Raw genomic sequence first — 22,767 nt, 5'->3', positions numbered from 1 at the left:
CCATCAAACTATAACAACAGGGGCTATCAATGACGCTCGCAAGCCACGCCATGCAGCTCTCTTCCAGCGAAAAACGCTGGCTACCGTGGTTCGGCAAGACCGGGAAGCTCTCCATGGGCTGGTCATGCCGGCTCAATCAATCTGCCTACCCGGTAATCGAACAGACCTTCGAAGCCATCGCCCAAACCCGCGTGCGCCTCCTGCAAAACTGGGCACGCGAACAATGGGAGCACCTGGCCGAACTGGCCGAGCATTTCAGCGACGACCTGACCCAACTCGACCACACACTGCTGGCGGACAAACTCCACCGGGCCGAAGACATTTCCGAACTGTTCGTCGTCGACATCAGCGGCGCTGTCATCACGTCGACCTGGGACCGCCGCGACGGCCAGCCGCTCGCGCACCACAAAGCCCTAGCACAAGGCCTCAAGGCGCCCTTCCTGCACGGCCCCTACAGCGACCCGCTCACCCTGCAGATCGGCCCGTCATCGTCGCGCTTCCACGATGCCGTGACGCTGATGTTCTACCAGCCACTGAAAGTCGCCGGCAAAACACTCGGCTGCCTCTGCGCCCGCGTGCCGAACGATGTCCTCGGCGACCTCATCCAGCGCGAGGCCGGGCACATCTTCGCCGAGTCGGGCGACAACTACCTGTTCATGGCGCAATCGCATTTCGACCCGACCCTGCAACCTGGCACCGCCCTGTCGCGCTCGCGCTTCGAGGACGGCACTTTCAGCCATGGCGAAAACCTCAAGAGCGGCGTGCACACGCCCTGGTCCACGGTGAAGATCCAGCAACACACCGAATTGGAGCTGCGCTTCACCGACCCTGCGACCAAGCAACTGCACCCTGGCGTGCGCGAAACCATCCGTCATGGCTCGAACCTGTTCGTGACCTACCCCGGTTACTCCGACTACCGCCACATTCCGGTGGTCGGCAAGGGCATCACCTTTCAGTTGCCGGGCTCGCCCGACCGCTGGGGGATGATGTGCGAGGCCGATCTCGAAGAGGTCTATCGCCGTCGCTCGCTCACCCATGGGTTGATGAAGCCGTACGTGGCCACCATGGCCGGACTGCTCGGCTGCAACGTGGCCGTGCAGCATTACGCCGGTCTGTCCCAAGGCATGAACGACGCGGTCATGCTGCTCAGCATGCTCTGCGCCGCCGTGCTCTTCAGCAGACTCGGGCCCAAGCGCCTGGCTGCGCGCCTGAACGGCATGACCGACGTGCTGCGCACCATCGCCGAAGGCGAAGGCAACTTGCGCCAGCGCCTGGACATCACTGTCATGGCCAATGATGAGAGCGGCGACATGGGGCGCTGGATCAACAGTTTCATCGACCGCCTCGATTCGGTGGTCGGCCAGGTGGTCAAGGCCAGCCGCAACGTCGGCGCCACCAACCAGATGATGCTCCAGCGCAGCCAGCAGGCCAGCCTGACCTCCAGCGAAGTGGCCGATGCCGTGCACCAGATGATGATCATCGTCGAGGATCAGCTTGGCGAAATCCAGCAGGCCTCGGCCAGTGCCGAACAGATGAAACAGGCCATGGACGAAGTCGTCAGCCGCGCCCACGAACAATTCGTCTCGGTACAAGCCGGCACGCAGTCGATTCGCGACGTGGTGCAGCGGTCGTCTTCGAGCGTGCAGTTGCTCGACAGCCGCATGACCCAGATCGGCAACATCACTGGGTTGATCAGCGACATCACCAGCCAGACCAACCTGCTGGCGCTCAATGCCGCCATCGAGGCCGCACGGGCAGGTGACCACGGGCGCGGTTTCGCCGTGGTGGCCGAGGAGGTCCGCAACCTGGCCGCTCGTACCTCGCGAGCCGCCGATGACATCCGCAGCATGGTCGAAGGCCTGCAGAACGAGACCCAGAAGGCCGTCAGCTTCATGGAAGAAGGGGTCAAGAACGTGGATGACAGCCTGCGCCTGGCCGAGGATGCATCATCGGAAAACGTGCAGTTGCATCAAGCCGTGGAGAGCATGTTCGCCATCATCCAGCAACTCAACGCCCACAGCCTGGCGTGCGGCAAGACCATCGAGAAGGTCGACCAGTCTTCGGCCGAGATGCGCCAGACGGGGGTGGTGCTGCAGAACAGTGCGCAGACGATGAAGGTCAATGCCAACAAGCTGGAGAAGCTGGTGGGGCAGTTCGAGGTGAGCGGCGACGGCGATCGGGCGGCGGCCTGAACGAAGGGGTGGTCGGCGCGCCTGCAACGAGGCGCACAGCCTTTCACCCCAAGCGCACCACCGCATGCTTCACCTTGTCGAGCAGCTCCGACAATTTGAACGGCTTGACCAGCATGTCCATCCCGGTGCCCAGGAATGCCTGGCGATCCAACGCCGCATCGGCATACCCGGTCATGAACAGCACTGGCAAACCTGGCCGGTGCATCCGGGCGATGTCCGCCAGCTCACGCCCACTCAGGGTCGGCAGGCCGACGTCGGTCAGCAGCAGGTCGATGACCCCCTCACCTTGCAGGTACTCCAGCGCCTCGTCGATGGTCGACGCCAGCGTGCAGTTATACCCCTCCTCGCCCAACGCCTCGGCGACCGACAGCCGCACCGAGGCCATGTCCTCGACGATCAGCACATGCTCGCCATTGCCTTGCTGGTCATCGTCCACCTCGCGTTCCACGGCCACCGCCGCCTCGGCGCTGGCCGGTAGCAACAATGTCACTTCGGTGCCCTTGCCGACCACGCTGCGCAGCTCCACATGCCCACCGGACTGGCGGGCGAAGCCATAGATGGTCGACAGGCCCAGGCCGGTGCCCTGGCCGAGGGGTTTGGTGGTGAAGAACGGGTCGAAGACCTTGTCGAGCAACTCCGCCTCGATCCCACTGCCGTTGTCGCGCACGGTCACCGCCACGTACGCGCCGTCAGCGAGGTTGGGGTCGCCATGGCTCCAGGCCGCCGAGGTGTTGACCCAGATCTGCCCGCCCTTGGGCAAGGCATCGCGGGCATTGATCACCAGGTTGAGCACCGCGCTTTCGAGCTGCACGGGGTCGACCAGCGCGATGGCCGGTCGACTGGACAGTTCGAGGGTCAGGGTGATGCGTTCGCCGATGGTGCGGGTGAGCAGTTCTTCGAGTGAGCGCACATGCTGGTGGACGTCCACCGGGCGCGTGTCCAGCGGCTGCTGGCGAGCGAAAGCCAGCAGCCGGTGGGTGAGCACGGCGGCGCTGTTGGCCGAACTCAGCGCCGCCTCGGCGTACTTGGGCACCTTCTCCACGCGGTTTTCCGCCACCCGCTTACGAATGAGTTCGAGGCTGGTGATGATGCCGGTGAGCAGGTTGTTGAAATCGTGGGCGATGCCGCCGGTCAGGCTGCCTAGAGCGTCCATCTTCTGCAATTGCAACAGCTGCGCCTCGGTGCGCACGCGCTCGGCGACTTCCTTGGCCAACTGGCTGTTGGCGTCGTCCAGGCGCGCCAGGTGCGAGCGTTCGCGGTGGCGGTGCTCGGTGATGTCTTCGACGAAGACCAGGCACAAGCCCGGCGCCTGGTAGGGCGAGAGCTGCCACTCGGTGTCACGCGGCTGGCCGTGCAGGCGCATGCCCAAGGTACCCTTCCAGCGCTGGCCCGCCGCCAGGTGCTGGCGCAACTCTTCGAGCGCCGCGTCCTGGCCGTCGGCGAAGCATTCGTGCAGCCGCTGCGGGTCGCGGTTGTCCTGCACCAGGTGGGCGAAAGCATGGTTGCATTCGTGCACCTTGAGCTCGCCGTCGAGCACGGCGATGGGCGCAGACACCCCGCGGAAGATTTCCTGGAAGCGCGCCTCGCTCTGGCGCAGGGCGCGTTCGGTGTCGCGCACGCGCAGCAAGGTGCGCAGCGTGGCAAGCAGTACGTCGGGGTCTACCGGGTGGATCAGGTAGGCGTCGGCGCCGGCGTTCAGGCCGGTGATGATGTCGCCGCTCTGGATCGACGCCGCCGACACGTGAATCACCGGCAACAGTGCGGTGCGGCTGTCCTGGCGCAACAGCCGGACGATGTCGAAGCCGCTCATGTCTGGCAGGTTGACGTCGAGAATCAGCGCATCCACCTGTTCGTCGCGAATCAACGCCAGCCCTTCGCCGCCGGTACCCGCTTCGAGCACTTCGTAGCCCTGCGCGCTGAGGCGGCGGCGCAGGGCGTAGCGGGTGGCGACGTTGTCGTCGACGATGAGCAGGCGCAGGTCAGGTTTCATCCACGCTCTCCTGGGCCAGGGCCAGAGGAATGGTCACGAAGAAGGAAGAGCCTGTCCCGGGCTCGCTGTGCACACCGACCTCGCCGCCCAGCAACGTAGCGAAGCGCTTGCACAGCGACAGGCCCAGGCCGGTGCCACGCAGGCGCTTCTGCAGCGGCGAGTCGACCTGGGCGAAATCCTCGAACAGCGTGCCCAGCAGCTCGGGAGCGATGCCGATGCCGGTGTCGCTGACGGCGAAACGGATGTTGCCCGCCTCGACCAGTTGCGCCGATACCCGCACTTCACCGCGGGTGGTGAACTTCAAGGCGTTGGAAATGAAGTTGCGCAGGATCTGCGCGAGCTTCTTGTCGTCGGTAAAAAGCCGCGGCAAGCCCACCGGCTCCTCGAAAATCAGGTCGACCGCGGTGGCATCGACGATCGGCCGGAACATGCCGCGTAGCGCGGCGAACAGGTCGAACATGTCGAACCAGGCCGGCGAGATGGTGATGCGTCCGGCCTCGATCTTGGCCAGATCGAGCAGGTCGTCGACCATGTCGGAGAGCTCGCGGGTGGCAGTGCTGACGAAAGCCACCTGGCGGTGCTGCTCTTCGGACAGCGGGCCATCCAACTCGTCGGCGAGCAGGCTGGTGATGCTCAGGATCGAGCCCAGCGGGGTGCGGAACTCGTGGCTCATGTATGACAGGAAGCGGCTTTTCAGGTCCGAAGCCTGGCGCAGTTGCTCGGCCTGCAGGTCCAGTTCGGCGTACAGGGCCAGCACGCCCTGGTTGGTTTCTTCGAGCTCGGCGCGCAAGGCGTCGTTCTCGCCCTGCAAGCGAGCGATCAGCGCGGCCTGTTCGGTGGTGGTGGGTTCAGCCATGGGTAGGCTCCAGGTCGATGACCAGTACCGTCACGTCGTCCCGCCCTCGGCAGAAATCGCGGTGCAGCACGGCAGCAATCACGGCCGGGTGACGGTGCACCAGGCCAGGGTAGTCTTGAAGGTTCCAGCGCGACTGCAGGCCGTCGCTGTAGAGGATCAGCAGATTGCCAGTCACGTCAGCGTAGTCGAAGACCTGGGCCTTGCGGTACTGCCCGCCGAGGAAGCCCGCCAAAGAGGCCAGGCCGCGCGCCTTGGTCGGCGTTACCAGGCTGGCGCCGATGTTGCCGATACCGGTGAAGCTGAGTCGACCGGTGCTCGCGTCATACTGGGCGATGGCCGCGGCGCCTCCGCGGGTTCCGCTCATGGCCAGGTGCATGCGCTCGATCAGCAGCAGCGGGTCGAGAAAGGCGTCCTCGGCGAACGCGGCAGCGGCGCTCTGGGCCGCCTCTTCGGCCTCGGGGCCATGGCCCAGGCCATCGACCAGCAGGGCACTGAGCCGCCCTTGGGCAAGCACCACATGCCAGGTGTCACCACAGGCGGGATCGTCGTGCAGTGCATGATGACTGACGCCGATGCGCAGATCGCTACCTTTGGCATCGCGCCGGTACAGGCGCGCCATGACCACGGAACCGCCAGCGTCGGTATGGATGTCGAACACTTCGGCCAGGCGCGCGATGGCGCCCAGGCCGATGCCTTGGGTGCCACCGGTCGAGTAGCCATCGGCCAGGCAGATCTCGGCATCGAAGCCACCGGCCTGATCGACGGCCAGTAGTTCGACACCCGCGCCATTGGCACCGGGCACCGCCCGCAGCTGCAAGGTGCCCCGCCCGGCATGCTTGAGCACGTTGCTGGCAAGCTCGGTGGCCAGCAAGGCCACCCGCCCGGCGTCTTCGCCGTCGAAGCCTTGCTGCTCGGCCAGGCGCTGCGCGGTGCGCCGGGCATGGCCGATCTGGCTGGCCTCCTCCAGGGGCAATACCAGCGTCCTGCTGGCAGGGATGTTCATATCCATCGTGTGATCGTCACCCGCGTGCCCTCGCCGGGCGCGGTGTCCAGTTCGAACTCGTCCACCAGGCGCCGAGCGCCGGTCAGGCCGAGCCCGAGGCCGTTGCCCGATGTCCAGCCGTCGGTCAGGGCCAGCTTCAGGTCGGCGATGCCAGGGCCTTCGTCGCGAAACAGCAAGCGCACGCCAGTACGGCCCGCTTGTTCGAGCACCTGCCAATCCATGTCACCGCCACCGCCATAGACCACGGTGTTGCGTGCCAGCTCGCTGACGGCGGTCACCAGCTTGGTCAGGTCAACCAGGCGCATGCCGCAGTCGCTGGCGAGCTTGCGCGCCAGTTGCCGGGCCAGTACCACATCCTGCTCGATACGCACCGGCAGGCTGCCACTGTGCTCGCTGTTCATAGGCGCCTCACATGCTGGCTGAGCCGCTGCATGCCACGCTCTACGTCCAGCGCCGTGCTGACCCCAGGCAGGGTGAGGCCCAGTTCCACCAAGGTGATGGCCACGGCCGGCTGCATGCCCACCAGCATCACCTGGGCGTCCATCAGCCGCGACAGGCTGGCGATGTCGGCGATCATCCGGCCAATGAACGAGTCGACCATGTCCAGCGCCGAGATGTCGATCAACACGCCAGCGGCGGAAGTCGCGCTGATACGGTCGGTGAGGTCCTCCTGCAGACGCATGGCCAGCTTGTCGTGCATGTCGACCTGGATCGTCACCAGCAGGAACTCGCCCATTTGCAGAATCGGGATACGCTCCATGGGCCTATCCCTGCCCGTCCAGGCTGACGCCCAGGCGCTTGAGCGCCAGCTTCAGGGCATCGGCGAGGTTGGCCTTGGTGGTCAGGGTGCCCAGGTCCAGGCCCAGGTGCACGATGGTCTGCGCGATCTGCGGACGTACGCCGCTGATGATGCAGTCGGCGCCCATCAGGCGGATGGCAGTGACGGTCTTGAGCAGGTGTTGGGCAACCAGGGTATCGACGGTCGGCACGCCGGTGATGTCGATGATGGCGATTTCCGAACCGGTATCGACGATGCGCTGCAGCAGCGATTCCATCACCGTCTGGCTGCGTTGCGAATCCAGGGTGCCGATCAGCGGCAGCGCCAGCACGCCATCCCACAGCTTGACCACTGGGGTGGACAGTTCCAGCAGTTCTTCCTGCTGGCGCTTGATCACCGCTTCACGGGTCTTTTGATAGGTGCGGATGGTGTGCATGCCGAGCGTATCCAGCAGCTCGGAGATGACCCACAACTGTTCGGCCAGGCGCGCCGGGTCATCGCGGAAATGCGTTTGCAGCAGACCGAACAGCGGGCCCTTTAGGGCGAAGATGAAATACGCTGCCTGGTGGGAGTCGTGGCCCAGTTGCGCACGGCTGGCCGAGAGTTTTTCCAGGAAACGGCGGGTTTCTTCCCACTCCAGATCGGCGATGCCACCGCTGCCTGATTGCAGGCCATCGACGAACAGTTGCAGGAAGTCGCGGGTTTCCTGCAACACGGTCTGTTCCCTGAGATTGCGGTTGGCGCCGTTGGCCTCCAGGGCCGCTGTCCATTGAGTCAGCAGTTGCGCCTGGTTGTTCTTGATGCTGTCCAACGTGCTGTCGTGCAGTGCTACCATTTTTCTTCGCTCCTATGCGGGTGGGCCGGCATCCCCATAAACGGCCGACCTGCAAAGAATGACATTTAGCGGTGAAAATAGTTGTGGCATTGAAAAAGATAATTGCAATGGGCCATCCATGATGCGCCGCAGGGCTTGGGATGGCCGCAGTGGAAGGGATGCCAGACACCGGAGCCGCGCTAAGCGCCCTGTTCTTCAACGGAGCCCAAGGCATAGAACTCATGCAACTTCGCCTGCAGCAGCGCCTTGTCCGGCAGACGCGTCTGGTACTGCGCGATCAACGCGGGGGACACACTGCGATTGAGCGCGTACTCGACCACTTCGTCCTCCTTGCTGGCACACAACAGCACCCCGATGGCCGGGTTTTCATGAGCCTTGCGCTCGTTGGTCCAAGGCCTCGAGATAGAAATCGAGCTTGCCCAGGTACTCCGGCTCGAAGCGACCGACCTTTAGCTCGATCGCGACCAGACAGTTAAGCCTGCGGTGGAAGAAGAGCAGGTCCAATGCGAAGTCCCGGCCTCCCGCCTGCAGAGGGTATTGGGAACCGACGAAGCAGAAATCCCGGCCCAGCTCGACCAGGAACGCCTTCAGGCGCTCCATCAATGCGCGGTGCAAATCGGCTTCGGCATGGCCTTGGGGTAACCCCGGAAACTCGACCATGTAGGCATCTCGAAAACGTCCATTGCCGCCGGATATTGCTGCTTCAGTGCTGCCGAAGCCTTTGTCGGGCTGGCAATGCTGCGTTCGAAAAGCGAGGTCTTGAATTGGCGCTCCAACTGAGAAAGTGTCAGCACTGCTGACACAATTGCCGTGGACCAAGAATCTGACCATTCTCACCCTGAGCAAACTACCCGAGGAGCGTGAGTTCTACTTGCGCCGGGCCATCCAGGAGAAGTGGTCGAGCCGGGGTCATCCTTTCCCGAAGCGAGGGCATTGGGCGTTTGTGGTTCTTGATGTTGCCCACTCATGAAGCGACTCCCTGTGTGAATACCCCAGAAAGTCTACTCCCGAAGAGGCGCCGCCCCGCCCCTGGCAACCTCGAACACGTGTTTCAAAAAGCAAAGGGCACCCATCCACTGGTGCCCTCGGCCCTACCGCAAGGTGAACGCGTTCACCCCATCGACCGCGCCCCCACCGTCTGCGCATGGCCCCGCGAGGTGACGATCCCCAGGAAGGAAATCACGATCGCCAGGCCCAAGGTCGAACTCACTTCCGCACGATGCTCGGGTGTATACATCATCACCGCCAGCGCCCCGCCGATGAACAGGATCACCGCCCAGGTCAAGTACGGGAACAGCCACATGCGGAATTTCAGCTCGGTGTTCTCGCGCTCCAGGCGGCGACGCATGCGCAGCTGGGAGATGGCGATGACCAGGTACACCAGCAGCGCGATGGCACCTGAGCTGGCCAGGAGGAACTCGAACACGCCCTTCGGCGCAAAGTAGTTGAGCACCGCGATGGCGGCGCCGATCAACGTGCTGCCGAACACCGCGGCGCGCGGCACACCGACCTTGGAGGTCTTGTTGAGCATCGCAGGGGCATCGCCACGCTTGGCCAGGGAATACATCATCCGCGAAGCAATGTAGATCGACGAGTTCATGCAGCTGGTCACCGCCACCAGCACTACCAGGTCGACCATGAAGCCGGCATTGGGGATGTTCATGATCTCCAGTGCGCGCTGGTACGAACCCACCACCGCCAACTGCGGGTCGTTCCACGGCACCACCGAGATGATCACGAAGATCGACAGGATGTAGAAGGTGCTGATCCGCCAGATCACCGAGCGCGTGGCCTTGGCGATGTTGCGCGACGGGTCGCTGGATTCGGAGGCGGCGATGGTCACCGCCTCGGTGCCGATGAAGCTGAACATCACGGTGATGAACGCGCCGATCACCGCCGACCAGCCCTTGGGCGCGAAGCCGCCGTGCTCGGCCATCAGGCCGCTGAGGCCGCTGACCTCGCGGTTGGGCAGCCAGCCCATCAGGGCGGCGAAGCCCAGGCCGATGAAGCCGAGAATGGCGGTGACCTTGAGAATGGCGAACCAGAACTCGAACTCGCCATACTTGGCCACGCTGAACAGGTTGGTGCCGGCCAGCAGCACCACCGAGGCCAGGGCGAATATCCAGCTGGGGATGTCCGGGAACCAGGCATTGAGCACGTGCCCGGCGGCCAGCGCCTCGATCGGAATCACCAGCACCCAGAACCACCAGTACAGCCAGCCGATGGTGTAGCCGGCCCAGCGGCCGATGGCTTGGTCGGCATAGGTGGAGAACGATCCGGTGTCGGGATGCGCCACGGCCATTTCGCCGAGCATGCGCATGACCAGCACCACCAGGGTCCCGGCCACGAAGTAAGAAATTATGGTGGCAGGCCCGGCCGCCGCGATGGCGTGCCCGGAACCCACGAAAAGTCCGGCACCGATGATGCCCGCGATGGACAGCATCGTTACATGACGCGGCTTGAAACCTTGTGCAAGGTTGCCATCAGATCCCACGGTGTTCATTGATCTTGTTCTCTTTTTGCTGACACAAGGAAGGACGGGCAGGCGTAGGCGAAAAAAGCTCCTTGAAGACGAGGGGAATGACACGTCGCTCACGCTCTGTTGTTGACCTTCTGCACGCTTTACAGAGCAACGCACCAGCAATTCGGGGTCCATTTAAGCCCCCTGCGGCGCCGGGAATTTACACGAGAACGTCCCGTAGGTGCGCGATCACGACAACGCATTTCCATTCGCGCCAGATGTCGCGAATGGCATGTCTGGATGCGCCATCGGGTCGTCTGGAGGTTCCGCTTTTCATTTGGGTGTGGTTGGGTAGGTACAGGTAAAAAAAGGTTCTTCACGGATTGTCGGGATTGGGCTTGGCTTGGCTTGGCTTGGCTTGTTGGCATTGAGATTGGGAACGGTCCATTTTGTGTAGCGGCGCTACTGGCCCCTTCCGCCTTTACGGCGGGTCCCTTTTTTCTTGGAAAAAGGGACGCAAAACCGCTCGCTCCTGCATCCGGCCCTCCGCTGCGCTACGGGTCCCCTCGCTACGGCGCCTTCCGGGCCCGCGCGGCCTACGACTTGCTCCGCAAGTCTACATCTCGCGCCTTCGGCTACGCCGAAGGGTGCTGCGCACCTGGCCCTACAGGCGCCTACGCTCGGCCTCCTGACGTCGCGAAGTTAGGGGCGGCGCCTGCACTGGCGTTATCTTCGAAAGAGACACCGCGCTATCTGCTACAACACAAAGCGATAGGTAAACCGCGAGAGCGCAGCGATTCGCCTGCCGTTGCTCTGGCTTTTGATCTGGCTTTTGATCTTGATCTACCCGCGACCTCAGGAGGCCGAGCGTAGGTGGCTGGAGGGCCAGGTGCGAAGCACCCTCCGGCGTAGCCGGAGGCGCGAGATGTAGACTTGCGGAGCAAGTCGTAGGCCGCGCGGGCCCGGAAGGCGCCGAAGCGAGGGAACCCCGAAGCGCAGCGTAGGGGCCGTATGGGGGAGCAAGCGGTTTTGCGCTCCTTTGTCCAAGAACAAAGGAGCCCGCCGTAAAGGCGGAAGGGGCCGGTAGCGCCGCTACACACAATGGATCAGCTCACGATATAAATGCCAAGCCAAGCTCCCCGACAATCCGTGAAGAACCAAAAAAAAGCCCCGGTCTCCCGGGGCCCTGTTGCTCAGGCGTCTGCCTACGCCTGTCCGGTACGCTCGAAGCGCCGGGCCAGCAACAGGTAAGCGAGGATTCCCAGCACGCCATGGGCGGCCACGAACCAGAGTGCGTTGTTGAACGAGCCGGTGGAGGCCACCACGTAACCGATCACCAGCGGCGTGACGATGCCGGCGATGTTGCCGATGCCGTTGAACACACCGCCGCACAGGCCGACCATCTTCTTCGGCGCCACATCCGACAGTACCGCCCAACCCACCGCCGCCAGGCCCTTGCCGAAGAACGCCAGGGTCATCAAGGCAATCACCGCGGCGTTGCCGTCGACGTAGTTGGCCAGCACCAGGCTGGTGGACAACGCCATGCCGATCACGAACGGAGTCTTGCGGGCCTTGGAAGGATGCACGCCACGGCTGATCAGCCAATCGGAGAGGAAACCGCCGAGAATGCCGCCGGTGAAGCCGCAGATCGCCGGCAACGCGGCGACCCAGCCAGCCTCCATGATGGTCATGCCGCGGCCCTTGATCAGGTAGATCGGGAACCAGGTGATGAAGAAATAGGTGAGCGCGGTGATGCAGTACTGGCCCAGGTACACCGCCCACAGGTTGCGGCTGGTGAACAACTGCATCACTTCGGCACGGGTCGGCTTGCTCTTGGCGGTCTTGCGTTCTTTTTCCAGGTCGACCAGTGCACCACCCTCACGCATGTAGTCGAGTTCTTCGCGGCTGAGCCCCGGGGCGCTATGCGGCTCATGGTAGAGGCGGAACCACACCAGGCTCAGCAACAGCCCCAGCACGCCCATCCAGATGAACACCTGCTCCCAGCTGAGGGTGTGGGTCATCCAGGCCATCAGCGGGGCGAACACCACCACTGCCATGTACTGCGCCGAGTTGAACAAGGCCGATGCCGTGCCCCGCTCACGCGTGGGGAACCAACAGCTGACTACCCGCGAGTTGGCCGGAAACGCTGGCGACTCCACCAGGCCGAGCATGAAGCGCATGGAGAACAACGCCACCGCCGCCGAAGCGCCCGCCAGGCCCATCCAGCCCACGGTGCCCTGCATCAAGGTGAACAATGACCAGAGGATCAGGCTGACGCCATACACCCGGCGCGCGCCGAAGCGGTCGAGCAACCAGCCGCCGGGGACCTGGCCAAGGGCGTAGGCCCAGGCAAAGGCGGAAAACACCATGCCGAGCATCACCGGGTCCATGCCCAGGTCCTTGAGCACCTCGGTACCGGTGATCGACAGGGTGGCGCGGTCGGCGTAGTTGATGACGGTGATGACGAAGATCAGCGCCAGGATCAGGAAGCGATGGCGATTGACCCCAGCCAGTGCCTGCGGTGCGGCGACGGCGGATTTGCTGTTCATGTGACCCTCTTGCTTCTCGATGGAAGCGATTGTTCTTGTGAAGAGAAGGTGTGGCCTGTGGGCCTTGTGATACGCCGGCTTGCCGGCGATGGCGGCTATGCGCGATTGGGTGGCATCTCCCCTCGGAAACAGGCAGCCAGGTTGTCGAGCACCATCTGCCCCATCTCCAGCCGGGTCTGCAGCGTGGCGCTGCCCCGGTGCGGTTGCAGGCTGGCCTGGTTGAGGTCGCGCAGCGCAGGCGGCACATGCGGCTCGTCGACGAACACGTCCAGCCCGGCGCCGGCGATACGCCCTTCGCGCAGCGCCTCGACCAGTGCCGGCTCATCCACCAGCTTGCCGCGCGCCACGTTGATCAGGTAACCCTGCGGCCCGAGCGCTTCGAGCACTTCGGCGGTCACCAGCACCTGGCCGCCATCGGCGGAGGCGGCGACCACCAGCACGTCCACCGAACGCGCCAGTTCCACCAGGTCGGCCTCGTAGCGGTAACCCGAGCCCGGCTGTTCGCGGCGCCCGTGATAGGCGATGCGCATGTCGAAGGCGGCGGCGCGGCGGGCGATGGCCTTGCCCACCTGGCCCAGGCCGACGATGCCCAGGTCGATGCCGCTGACCTTGCGCGCCAGCGGCAGGTTGACCGTGCCCCACAAGCCATCGCGCACCAACCGCTCGCCCTCGCCCAGTCGGCGCAAGGTACTGATGATCAGGCCCAGAGCCATGTCGGCGACATCGGCGGTGAGCACACCCGGTGTGGTGGTCACGTGAATGCCGCGGCTGGCCGCATGGCGCAGGTCCACGGCGTCGGTACCGATGCCGCTGATGGCGATGATGTTCAGGGCAGGCAACTGGTCCATCAGGGCGTTGGACAACCCCTTGGCGCCACCGGTGACCACACCGCGAATGCGTGGACCGACTTCGTCGAGCAGCTGTTGCGGGTTGCTCTGCTGGTACAACCGGTGCACCTGGTAGGCAGCGACCAGCTGGGCATCGATGGCCTCGGGCACGGGCTGGGTCAACAGCACGTCGATGGTGTTCTGGTTCATCGTGGGTATCCGGCAGTTCGAAGACATGGGTCGATGCTAGGCCGGCATTTGATACAGGTCTAATATAGATGCTGGATCGAATAATTCAGGAATTGAATCATGGAGCTGCACCAGCTGCGTTGCTTCGTCGCCGTTGCCGAAGAGCTGCATTTCGGCCGTGCGGCCACCCGCCTGCACATGACCCAGCCGCCGCTGAGCCGGCAGATCCAGCTGCTGGAACATTCGCTCGGGGTGTTGTTGCTCGAACGCAACAACCGCCAGGCGCGGTTGACCCTTGCCGGCATGAGCTTTCTCGAAGACGCCCGGCGCATCCTGCATATCGCCGAGACCGCCAGCCACTCGGCCCGGCGGATCGCCCACGGCGAGGCCGGCCGGTTGACCCTGGGTTTCACCGCAGTGGGCGCCTACAGCATGATCCCGCGCCTGCTGGTGCACGCCGGCAAGACCCTGCCGGATATCGAACTGATGCTCAGCGAAAGCGTTTCCAGCACCCAGGTGCATGACCTGGAAGCCAGCCTGATCGACATCGGCCTGGTTCGCCAGGTGCTGCCCAGCGCTCGCGTCGAGTACGTGCCGATCCACCGCGAACCGTTCGTGGCCGCGCTGCCAGCCGGGCACCCGTTGAGCAGCCGCGAACGGCTCAGGCCGGACGACTTCCACGAACAGCCGTTCATCATGTACAGCGCGGGCGAAGGGCGTTACCTGCATGACCGCATCGCCAACCTGTTCGCCCGACACGAGGTACAGCCGCGTTATCTGCACCGGTTGGGGCAGACCCACTCGGTGCTGGGATTGGTCAATGTCGGCTTGGGTTGCGCGGTAGTGCCGGCCTCGGCGCAGGCGTTGCGCCTGGAGCAGGTGGTGTTCAGGCCGCTGCAGGGGATGGAGCAGCAGGCGGAGATCTTTCTGGCGTATTGCCGAGATAACCCGAACCCGGTGTTGGTGGCGTTCGTGGCGATGGCGCGGGGGTTTTTCGAAGCAGGATAAATGGCGCTGGCCCCTTCGCGGGACAAGCCCGCTCCCACAGGTTCTGCGCCCAGCCTGTGGGAGCGGGCTTGTCCCGCGAAGAGGCCCTATGGCTCACCGCACCAGGCAAGGCCGCTTGTTATCGAACTGCCACCCCGGAATCAGGAACTGCATCGCCACGCTGTCATCCCGTGCGCCCAGCCCCATGTTGCGGTAGCACTCGTGCGCCTTGGCCAACTGGTCTTCGTCGATTTCCACGCCCAGCCCCGGTCGCTCTGGCACTCGCACATGGCCATCGACGATACGCAGTGGGTCACGGGTCAGGCGCTGGCCGTCCTGCCAGATCCAGTGCGTGTCGATCGCGGTGATCTCGCCCGGCGCCGCCGCCGCCACCTGGGTGAACATGGCCAGGGAAATGTCGAAGTGGTTGTTCGAATGCGAACCCCAGGTCAGGCCCCAGTCGTTGCACATCTGCGCCACCCGCACCGAACCCTGCAAGGTCCAGAAGTGCGGATCGGCCAGCGGGATGTCCACCGATTGCAGTTGGATCGCGTGGCCCATCTGCCGCCAGTCGGTGGCGATCATGTTGGTGGCGGTCGGCAAGCCGGTGGCGCGGCGGAACTCGGCCATCACCTCACGGCCCGAATAGCCATTCTCGGCGCCGCACGGGTCCTCGGCGTAGGCCAGCACATCGTGCTTGTCGCGGCACAGGGCAATGGCCTCCTTGAGCGACCAGGCGCCATTGGGGTCGAGGGTGATGCGCGCTTCGGGAAAGCGCTCGGCCAGGGCGGTCACCGCTTCCATTTCTTCCTCGCCACGCAGCACGCCGCCCTTGAGCTTGAAGTCGCTGAAGCCATAGCGCTGCTTGGCGGCTTCGGCCAGGCGTACTACCGCCTCGGGGGTCAGCGCCTTTTCGTGGCGCAGACGGAACCAGTCGTCGTCGGCATCGGCTTCGTTGCGGTAGGCCAGGTCGGTCTGCTGACGGTCGCCGATGTAGAACAGATAGCCCAGCATCTTCACCGCATCGCGTTGCTGGCCTTCGCCGAGTAGCGCCGCCATGGGTACGTTCAGGTGCTGGCCAAGCAGGTCGAGCAAGGCCGACTCGATGGCGGTGACTGCGTGCACGGTGATGCGCAGGTCGAAGGTCTGCAGGCCACGGCCAGCCGAATCACGGTTGGCGAAGGTCTGGCGCATGGCGTTGAGCACGCGCTGGTAATGGCCGATCGGCTGGCCGACCACCAGGCTGCGGCTGTCCTCCAGGGTCTGGCGGATCTTCTCGCCACCGGGCACCTCGCCCAGCCCGGTATTGCCGGCGCTGTCGCGCAGCACCACGACGTTGCGGGTGAAGTACGGGCCGTGGGCGCCACTGAGGTTGAGCAGCATGCTGTCGTGGCCAGCCACCGGGATCACGCGCAAGTCGGTGACCACGGGCGTTTGGGTATGGAGCGCGGGTGTCGTCTGCATGTTCATGGTTGTTGTCTCGCAGTCATCAGTGGGTCTGACTCAAGGACGAAGGGCCTTGAGGTCATGGGAAGGAACGCCCTTGGGGCGGGTACGGACGAAGAACACGGCGATGGCCGCCAGCACCGAGGTCACGGCCAGGCCATACAGCCCGCCCTGGATCGACCCGGTCTGCTGCTCGAGCAGCCCGAAGGTGGTGGGGGCGACGAAGCCGCCGAGGTTGCCGACCGAATTGATCAGTGCGATCACCGCCGCGGCGATACGTGCATCCAGGTAGCCCTGCGGAATCGGCCAGAACAGCGACGAGGCCGACTTGAAGCCGATGGCGGCGAAGCAGATGGCGACGAAGGCGAATACCGGTCCACCGGTGGTGGACATGAACATGCCGAGAGCAGCGACCACCAGCGCACCGGCCACCCAGGCCTGCTGGAACTTCCAGCGGCTGGAACCGGCGGCGAAGGCGTACATGGCCAGGATCGAGATCAGCCATGGGATGGAGTTGAAGAAGCCGACCTGCAGATCGCTCAACTCGCCCATGCGCTTGATGATGCTCGGCAGCCAGAAGGTCGCGGCATAGATGGTCAGTTGGATGCAGAAGTAGATCAGGCAGAACAGCACGATCTGGCGGTCCTTGAGCAGGCTCCAGACCGAGGGTTTGACCACGCCGGACGCTTCGCGCTCGCGCTGCTCGCGGTCGATGGTGTCGACCAATGCATCCTGCTCGGCCTGGCTCAGCCACTTGGCATCCTGGGGTTTGGAGTCGAGCCAGAAGAACACGAAGAAGCACAGCGCCACCGAGGCCATGCCTTCGATGAACAGCATCCACTGCCAGCCGTGCAGGCCCATGCCCTGGATCTGCATCAGCGCCCCGGCCAAGGGACCTGAGATCAGCGAAGCCAGTGCCGAGCCGCTGAGGAAGATGGCAATCGCCTTGCCCCGCTCGGCCGCCGGCAGCCAGCGGGTGAAATAGTAGATAACGCCGGGGAAGAAGCCCGCCTCCGCTACACCCAGCAAAAAGCGCAGCACATAGAACTGGGTTTCGTTCTGCACGAAGGCCATGGCCGTGGCCACCAGGCCCCAGGTGAACATGATGCGGGTCAGCCACAGGCGCGCACCGACACGTTGCAGCAGCATGTTGGAGGGCACTTCGAACAAGGCGTAGCCAATGAAGAATAGGCCGGCGCCAAAACCGTAGGCGGCGGCGCTGATACCCAGGTCGCTTTCCAGGTGCGGGCGGACGAAGCCGATGTTGACGCGATCGAGGTAGTTGACGATGAACATGATGACAAACAGCGGCAGGACGTGGCGCTTGACCTTGGTCACGGCGCTGGCCAGGGCGTCGCCTTCATTCCGGGCAGACGGAGCGAGGGTGTCGTTCACTTGTGGATCTCCCACTAATTGTTTTTGTGCGGGTCGGGTTGTCGGGCAGGACAATGGGGTGGAGCATATGCGCGGCAAGGTTGTACGACAAGATGGGTAACGGCGTCGAAAAGACAAAGTACAAGCTGATTAATGGCGATATTGCTGCGAAATAGCGTTTATCTTGTAGAACACTCTCGTGCTACGCCAGGAAAAAAGCGGCAGAAAATATTTTTATCGATTAACTTGTCATACAAGCCAGCACCTGCCACGGAGTCCGCTCATGCCCCAACCTGCCGCCCCACGCAGCCACAGCCGTGCACACGACCTGGTCTCGCGCCTGACCCAGCAAATCCTGTTGGGCACCTTCAAGCCCGGCGACAAGCTGCCCTCGGAAAACACCTTGGTGCGCGAGCATGGGGTCAGCCGCACCGTGGTGCGCGAAGCCCTGTCCAAACTACAGGCTTCGGGATTGGTAGAGCCGCGTCACGGCATCGGCACGTTCGTGATCGAACGTCTGGCCCAGGGCAGCCTGCGGGTGGGTGCGGAAAACGCCGCGAGCGTGCGCGACCTGCTGGAATTGCGCATCGGTTTGGAGGGCCAGGCGGCCGCCCTCGCGGCCGTGCGCCGCGATGACAAGCACCTGGCACGCATGCGCCAGGCCCTGGACGACTACCAGGATCTGGCGGCCGCCGGAGACAGTTGCATCGAGGCGGACCGTCGCTTCCACCTGTTGATCGCCGAGGCCACCGGCAACCTGTACTTCAGCGAAATGATGGCGCAACTGGGCAATGGCCTGATCCCACGTAACCGCATGGCCCTGGCCGAGCGCGCCGGGGCGAACCTGGCGCGGCATGCCTACCTGGCCAACCTGGAGCACGAGGCGATCCTCAATGCCATCCGCCGCCAGGACCCGGATGCGGCGCGGGCAGCGATCTGTTTGCACCTGTCCAACAGCCGGGATCGGTTGTTGCCGGATTGATGATTGCCAGGTAACCCACACTTTTTCTTGTGGGAGCGGCCTTGCGTCGCGAAAGGGCCGCATAGCGGCCCCATACCCTTGGCTTCGGCGCTGAAATCGAGGGGCTGCTGCGCCGCCCTTTCGCGACGCAAGGCCGCTCCCACAAGGACCGCGTCAGGTCTGCAACCCCAACGTCAGCACTGTCTTGAGGTTTTACCAGGTCAAACAGATCTTGCCGAAATGCCGGTTACTCTCCTGGTAGCGGAACGCTTCGACGATCTGCTCCAGCTCGAAGTGCTTGTCCACCACAGGCCGCAGGCCATTGGCGTCGATCGCCCGGACCATCGCTTGCTGCTGCGCGCGGCTGCCCACCAGCACGCCTTGCAGGCGGATCTGCCGCACCAACGCCTGCACCAGCGGCAGTTGCCCGGCCACACCCGTGAGAATGCCGATCAGCGACACATGCCCGCCGATCCGTGCAGCGATAATCGATTGCTCCAGGGTCGCCGGGCCACCCACTTCGATCACATGGTCGACGCCGCGATTGCCGGTAAGCTCACGTACCTTCTCGCCCCACGCTGGGGTGCTGCGGTAGTTGATCAGGTGGTCGGCGCCCAGGGCCTTGAGGCGTTCGAGCTTGGCATCGCTGGACGAGGTGGCAATCACCGTGGCACCGGCCAGCTTGGCGAACTGCAGGGCGAAGATCGACACCCCGCCGGTGCCTTGCACCAGTACGGTGTCGCCAGGTTTCAGGTGATCGTCGCTCATCAGCGCACGCCAGGCAGTGAGGCCGGCGGTGGTCAGGGTGGCGGCCTCGGCGTGGCTGAAGCCCTGGGGTGCGAGGGTGAAGGAGGTGGCGCGGGCGGTGACCTGCTCACGGGCATAGCCGTCGATGCCGTCGCCGGGCACGCTGGCGAAGCCTTCGAGCAGGGGCTGGCCGTCGATCCAATCGGGGAAGAACGTGCTGACGACAGGGTCGCCGACCTTGAATTCGCTCACGCCGGCGCCGATCGCAACGACTTCGCCAGCACCATCGGCCATAGGGATGCGTCGCTCGCTCGGGCCCCACATGCCGCTGACCACGGCGAAGTCGTGGTAATTGAGGGAACTGGCGTGCAGCCGCACGGTGATCTCGCCGGCCTGCGGCGCGGGGGCTTCGCAGGTGCCGACTTCGACCTTGTCGTAGCCGCCGCCGGGTTTCACGTAGATGGCTTTGTGGGTCATGGCAGGGGTTCCATTCACGGGGAAGACAAGGGTTCAGCATAGTCAGTGGCGGCCCTTTCGCGGCGGTTCGGCGCGAAAGGGCCAGCACTGACACGCCGAATCTCAGCCCAGCATCCCCTGCAACGCCCGACAATCCGCCGCATGCCAGTCCGCCAGCTGCGGCCAGGGATTGTCCGGCAGGTTGACCAGCACCGTGCGCGTCCCCGCCGCCCGCCCGCAATCCAGATCGAATCGATAGTCGCCCACCATCACCATCTCGCTGGTCGGCACGCCCCAGGCGTCGGCGATCTTCAGCAAGCCATCCGGGCTCGGCTTGGGCGCCGCTTCGTCACGCCCGAGAATGTGCTCGACCGGGAAGCAATCCGCCAGGCCGATGGCCTCCAACGTGACATGCGCCAGCTCCCGTGCATTGCGGGTGAGGATGCCCAGCCGGCAACCGCGCCCGGCCAGCTCACGCACCAGCGCCACCGCACCCTCGGCAGCGGTCGAAGCCACCGCCAGGTCGCGCTCGTGCTCCAGCAGCCAGGCATGCTTGGCGGCTGCCAGTTCGGCCGGCAAAGCCGCCAGGTGGGTGAGGATGTCGTCCTCGGGCGGAATGCCCAACGCCACGCGAATGGCGGCGAAGTCGTGCACCGCCACGGTCAGGGTGCCGTCCATGTCGAACACCCAATTGCGGATCTCGCCGAGGCTCATGCCCAGTCCTTGCGGTGTCGGATCAGGCCTTCCTGGGTCGACGACGCCACCAGTTTGCCGGCGCGGTTGAAGATGCTGCCGCGGCAGAAGCCACGGGCGTTGCCGGCCCAGGGGCTGTCGGTGGCGTACAGCAGCCAGTCGTCGGCACGCAGGTTGCCGTGGAACCACAGCGCATGGTCGAGGCTGGCGATCTGCATGTCGCGGTGCCACACCGACTTGCCGTGGGGCAACAGCGAGGTGGTCAGCAGACCGAAGTCCGAGGCGTACGCCAGCAGGTACTTGTGCAGCGCCGGCACGTCCGGGAGCACGCCATCGGCGCGGAACCAGGCGTACTTCACCGGGTCGCCCGGTTTGGGGTTGTACGGGTCGCGCTCGGTCACCGGGCGGATCTCGATCGGCTTGGCGCACAGCACCTTGTCGCGGATCCGCTCGGGCAGCAGGTGGGCCATGGGCTGGGCCAGCTCGACCTCGGTCGGCAGGTTTTCCGGGCCGACCACGTCGGGCATCTGCGTCTGGTGCTCGAAACCCTCTTCGTCGTACTGGAACGACGCGCTGAGGGTGAAAATGGTCTGGCCTTTCTGGATCGCGGTCACCCGACGGGTGCTGAAGCTGCCACCATCACGCACGCGGTCCACCGAGTACACCACCGGCAGGGTGGCATCGCCCGGGCGCAGGAAGTAGCCGTGCAGCGAATGCACATGGCGCGAATCCTCCACCGTCTGGCTGGCCGCCGACAACGACTGGCCCAGCACCTGGCCACCATACAGTTGGCGGAAGCCCAGGTCCTGGCTGCGCCCACGGAACAGGTTCTCCTCGATCGACTCCAGGCTCAACAGGTCGACCAAGTCGTCCAGCACATGACTCATTGGAAATTCTCCTAGCTAGGCATCACAGCTCTACTGCGGTCACAGGTTCGAATGATACAGGGTTTGTCATCGGCGCCACGCATGGAGGGTCATTCAGAGCGCAGGGTCTGCTCCCAGTGCGGGCGGTCCATGCGGTAGAGCACGTGACGGCGCAACGGGTGGCCACTGGGCAGGCGCGGGTGTTCGAAGCTGCCTTCGAGGTCCTGGACCATGCCGATGGCCTGCATGACCTTCTGCGATGGCAGATTGCTCTCGGTCGTGAACGACACCACCTCTTCCAGGCGCAATTGGGCGAAAGCACACCGCAGGCAAGTCCACGCCGCCTCGCTGGCGAAGCCCAGGCCCCAGTGCCGCCGGGCCAGGCGCCAGCTGATTTCCACCGCCGGGGCGAAGGGCGCGTCGAAGTCGACGTTGAGCAGCCCGGTCATGCCGATGAAGGCGCCGCTGTCGGTGCGCTCCAGGGCCCACAGGCCGAATCCGTATTCGTTGAAATGGCCACGGATACGGCCGATCAGCGCCGCCGCTTCCAGGCGCGTCAGGGGCGCGGGGAAGTAACGCATCACCTGCGGATCGGCGCACATCGCGGCAAACTCGCGCAGGTCGTCATCCTGCCATTGGCGCAGCAACAGGCGGGCGCTGTGCAGTTCGCGGATGGGGCTCATTGAGGGGCTCCGGTTTTGCGGTGTGTCAGCCTACAGCGTAGGCGTACGGCGCATTTTCACCCAACACTGCAGTGCCAATGCAATTTTCACGGCGTCTTCACCAGGCCCCGACAGCACGCTTCGCACAATGCCTGCCATCCAACGCTTGCCATCGGAGCCACGCATGCTGCCTAGCACCACCCTGGGACACTCGGCCATCCACCTGCGACGCAAGCGACGGCTGTCGCGCAAGGCCCTCGGCGCCGCCCTCGGCCTGTGCATGGTCGTGGCGGCATTGACCACCTGGCTGGCGACGAGGACGCACATCGTGGACCTTGGCAACGAACGGCAGTTGAGTGACAGCGGCCTGCTCCAGGATTGGGCCGAGGGCGCGGTGATCGTGATGATCCGCCACGCCGAGCGCTGCGACAGCGCCCCCGGCCCGTGCCTGGACGACGGCACCGGCATCACCGTGGCCGGCAGCGAAGCGGCCATGCGCGTCGGCGAGGGCCTCCACACGCTGGGACTGGCAAGCGCCGACCTGCTCAGCAGCCCGAAACTGCGCACCCGGCAAACCGCGCACTTCATCCTCGGCCAGGCCGTGGAAAGTGAAGACTGGCTGGAAAGCTGCGACCGCACGTTCGCCAGCGAGGCGCTGGCGCGCAAACGGGCCGGGCACAACCTGGTGCTGGTGACCCACAACGGTTGCATCGACCACTTCCAGCGCGAGCAAGGGGTGGCTGGGGGCGAACGCGAGAGCGGGTATGCCAGTGCGTTGTTCGTCTCGGTCGATGCCAACGGCAAGACGCGCATCCTGGGCCGGCTGAACGAGCCGGATTGGCGGCGGGTGCTGGCCAGCGCCGGGAGATAGCATCGCAGCCATCGTCTACAGGGC

At 64.5% G+C, this 22,767-nt stretch carries 18 protein-coding genes and 3 pseudogenes; 5 read left to right on the top strand and 16 right to left on the bottom strand.

Translation table 11 applies throughout. From position 1 onward, the window contains the following. Positions 1-29 precede the first annotated feature (29 nt). Complete coding sequence (locus E6B08_RS04105) at positions 30-2,192, top strand: methyl-accepting chemotaxis protein (RefSeq protein ID WP_136912857.1); 2,163 nt, start codon at positions 30-32, stop codon at positions 2,190-2,192. A gap of 43 nt (positions 2,193-2,235) precedes the next feature. On the opposite strand, the gene E6B08_RS04100 is transcribed toward E6B08_RS04105, so the two are convergent. From E6B08_RS04100 to E6B08_RS04070, 7 genes and pseudogenes are all read right to left on the bottom strand, one after another. Next, positions 2,236-4,182 (bottom strand): response regulator, encoded by a 1,947-nt coding sequence (locus tag E6B08_RS04100; protein ID WP_136912856.1) that lies wholly within the window; start codon positions 4,180-4,182, stop codon positions 2,236-2,238. Then, complete coding sequence (locus tag E6B08_RS04095; protein WP_136912855.1) at positions 4,172-5,038, bottom strand: sensor histidine kinase; 867 nt, start codon at positions 5,036-5,038, stop codon at positions 4,172-4,174. The genes E6B08_RS04100 and E6B08_RS04095 overlap by 11 nt, the downstream gene beginning before the upstream one ends. Beyond that, on the bottom strand, positions 5,031-6,041 hold the full coding sequence (locus tag E6B08_RS04090; RefSeq protein WP_136917325.1) for an ATP-binding protein: 1,011 nt from the start codon (positions 6,039-6,041) through the stop codon (positions 5,031-5,033). The genes E6B08_RS04095 and E6B08_RS04090 overlap by 8 nt, the downstream gene beginning before the upstream one ends. Then, a complete protein-coding gene (locus E6B08_RS04085) occupies positions 6,038-6,442 on the bottom strand; it encodes an anti-sigma regulatory factor (RefSeq protein ID WP_136912854.1) in 405 nt (134 codons plus the stop codon). Before E6B08_RS04085 ends, E6B08_RS04090 begins: the two co-directional genes overlap by 4 nt. Continuing rightward, positions 6,439-6,801, bottom strand: coding sequence for an STAS domain-containing protein (locus tag E6B08_RS04080; RefSeq protein ID WP_136912853.1), 363 nt, complete (start codon positions 6,799-6,801; stop codon positions 6,439-6,441). Before E6B08_RS04080 ends, E6B08_RS04085 begins: the two co-directional genes overlap by 4 nt. A 4-nt stretch (positions 6,802-6,805) precedes the next feature. Continuing rightward, on the bottom strand, positions 6,806-7,654 hold the full coding sequence (locus tag E6B08_RS04075) for an STAS domain-containing protein (RefSeq protein ID WP_136912852.1): 849 nt from the start codon (positions 7,652-7,654) through the stop codon (positions 6,806-6,808). A 179-nt stretch (positions 7,655-7,833) separates the two neighbouring features. Next, a pseudogene (locus tag E6B08_RS04070) lies at positions 7,834-8,433 on the bottom strand (PDDEXK nuclease domain-containing protein); the annotation flags it as partial. On the opposite strand from E6B08_RS04070, the pseudogene E6B08_RS04065 reads away from it, so the two are divergent. Beyond that, positions 8,433-8,561, top strand: a pseudogene (locus E6B08_RS04065) (DUF1016 N-terminal domain-containing protein); the annotation flags it as partial. The pseudogenes E6B08_RS04070 and E6B08_RS04065 sit on opposite strands and share 1 nt — an antisense overlap. A gap of 204 nt (positions 8,562-8,765) precedes the next feature. On the opposite strand, the gene gabP reads toward E6B08_RS04065, so the two are convergent. The 3 genes from gabP to E6B08_RS04050 all read right to left on the bottom strand — a co-directional run bounded on the left by gabP (position 8,766) and on the right by E6B08_RS04050 (position 13,701). Continuing rightward, positions 8,766-10,157 carry a GABA permease gene (gene gabP / locus E6B08_RS04060; protein ID WP_136912851.1) on the bottom strand — a complete coding sequence of 464 codons (1,392 nt, stop codon included), beginning with the start codon at positions 10,155-10,157 and terminating at the stop codon, positions 8,766-8,768. A gap of 1,163 nt (positions 10,158-11,320) precedes the next feature. Continuing rightward, on the bottom strand, positions 11,321-12,664 hold the full coding sequence (locus E6B08_RS04055; RefSeq protein ID WP_136912850.1) for an MFS transporter: 1,344 nt from the start codon (positions 12,662-12,664) through the stop codon (positions 11,321-11,323). A 95-nt stretch (positions 12,665-12,759) separates the two neighbouring features. Next, entirely contained in the window at positions 12,760-13,701 is a 942-nt protein-coding gene (locus tag E6B08_RS04050; protein WP_136912849.1) for a 2-hydroxyacid dehydrogenase, read from the bottom strand. Positions 13,702-13,800: 99 nt separating this feature from the next. On the opposite strand from E6B08_RS04050, the gene E6B08_RS04045 reads away from it, so the two are divergent. Then, the gene (locus tag E6B08_RS04045) at positions 13,801-14,688 is read left to right on the top strand and encodes a LysR family transcriptional regulator (RefSeq protein ID WP_136912848.1); all 888 of its coding nucleotides are present in this window, start codon (positions 13,801-13,803) and stop codon (positions 14,686-14,688) included. A 93-nt stretch (positions 14,689-14,781) separates the two neighbouring features. Here the strand turns inward: E6B08_RS04045 and gudD are convergent, their stop codons facing one another. After that, positions 14,782-16,137 (bottom strand): glucarate dehydratase, encoded by a 1,356-nt coding sequence (gene gudD, locus E6B08_RS04040; RefSeq protein WP_136912847.1) that lies wholly within the window; start codon positions 16,135-16,137, stop codon positions 14,782-14,784. 19 nt (positions 16,138-16,156) lie between these two features. After that, positions 16,157-17,508: pseudogene (locus tag E6B08_RS04035) on the bottom strand (MFS transporter). 262 nt (positions 17,509-17,770) lie between these two features. Between E6B08_RS04035 and E6B08_RS04030 the strand changes: the two are divergent. Then, positions 17,771-18,469, top strand: a complete 699-nt coding sequence (locus E6B08_RS04030) for a FadR/GntR family transcriptional regulator (protein WP_136912845.1) — start codon at positions 17,771-17,773, stop codon at positions 18,467-18,469. Between the two features lie 192 nt (positions 18,470-18,661). Here E6B08_RS04030 and E6B08_RS04025 read toward each other — a convergent pair whose 3' ends face one another. The 4 genes from E6B08_RS04025 to E6B08_RS04010 form a co-directional block, all read right to left on the bottom strand. Continuing rightward, complete coding sequence (locus E6B08_RS04025) at positions 18,662-19,672, bottom strand: zinc-dependent alcohol dehydrogenase family protein (RefSeq protein ID WP_136912844.1); 1,011 nt, start codon at positions 19,670-19,672, stop codon at positions 18,662-18,664. Between the two features lie 102 nt (positions 19,673-19,774). Beyond that, positions 19,775-20,365 (bottom strand): HAD family hydrolase, encoded by a 591-nt coding sequence (locus E6B08_RS04020; protein WP_136912843.1) that lies wholly within the window; start codon positions 20,363-20,365, stop codon positions 19,775-19,777. Further along, positions 20,362-21,231, bottom strand: a complete 870-nt coding sequence (gene tesB / locus E6B08_RS04015; protein WP_136912842.1) for an acyl-CoA thioesterase II — start codon at positions 21,229-21,231, stop codon at positions 20,362-20,364. The genes E6B08_RS04020 and tesB overlap by 4 nt, the downstream gene beginning before the upstream one ends. An 89-nt stretch (positions 21,232-21,320) precedes the next feature. After that, complete coding sequence (locus tag E6B08_RS04010; RefSeq protein WP_136912841.1) at positions 21,321-21,893, bottom strand: GNAT family N-acetyltransferase; 573 nt, start codon at positions 21,891-21,893, stop codon at positions 21,321-21,323. 163 nt (positions 21,894-22,056) lie between these two features. On the opposite strand from E6B08_RS04010, the gene E6B08_RS04005 reads away from it, so the two are divergent. After that, complete coding sequence (locus tag E6B08_RS04005) at positions 22,057-22,743, top strand: histidine phosphatase family protein (RefSeq protein WP_136912840.1); 687 nt, start codon at positions 22,057-22,059, stop codon at positions 22,741-22,743. The last annotated feature ends 24 nt before the right edge of the window (positions 22,744-22,767 follow it).

It is taken from the genome of Pseudomonas putida (assembly GCF_005080685.1).
Taxonomy (GTDB): Bacteria; Pseudomonadota; Gammaproteobacteria; order Pseudomonadales; family Pseudomonadaceae; genus Aquipseudomonas; species Aquipseudomonas putida_V.
Note: the sequence above shows the minus strand (reverse complement) of the source record. Positions and strands in the feature narration are given on the sequence as shown.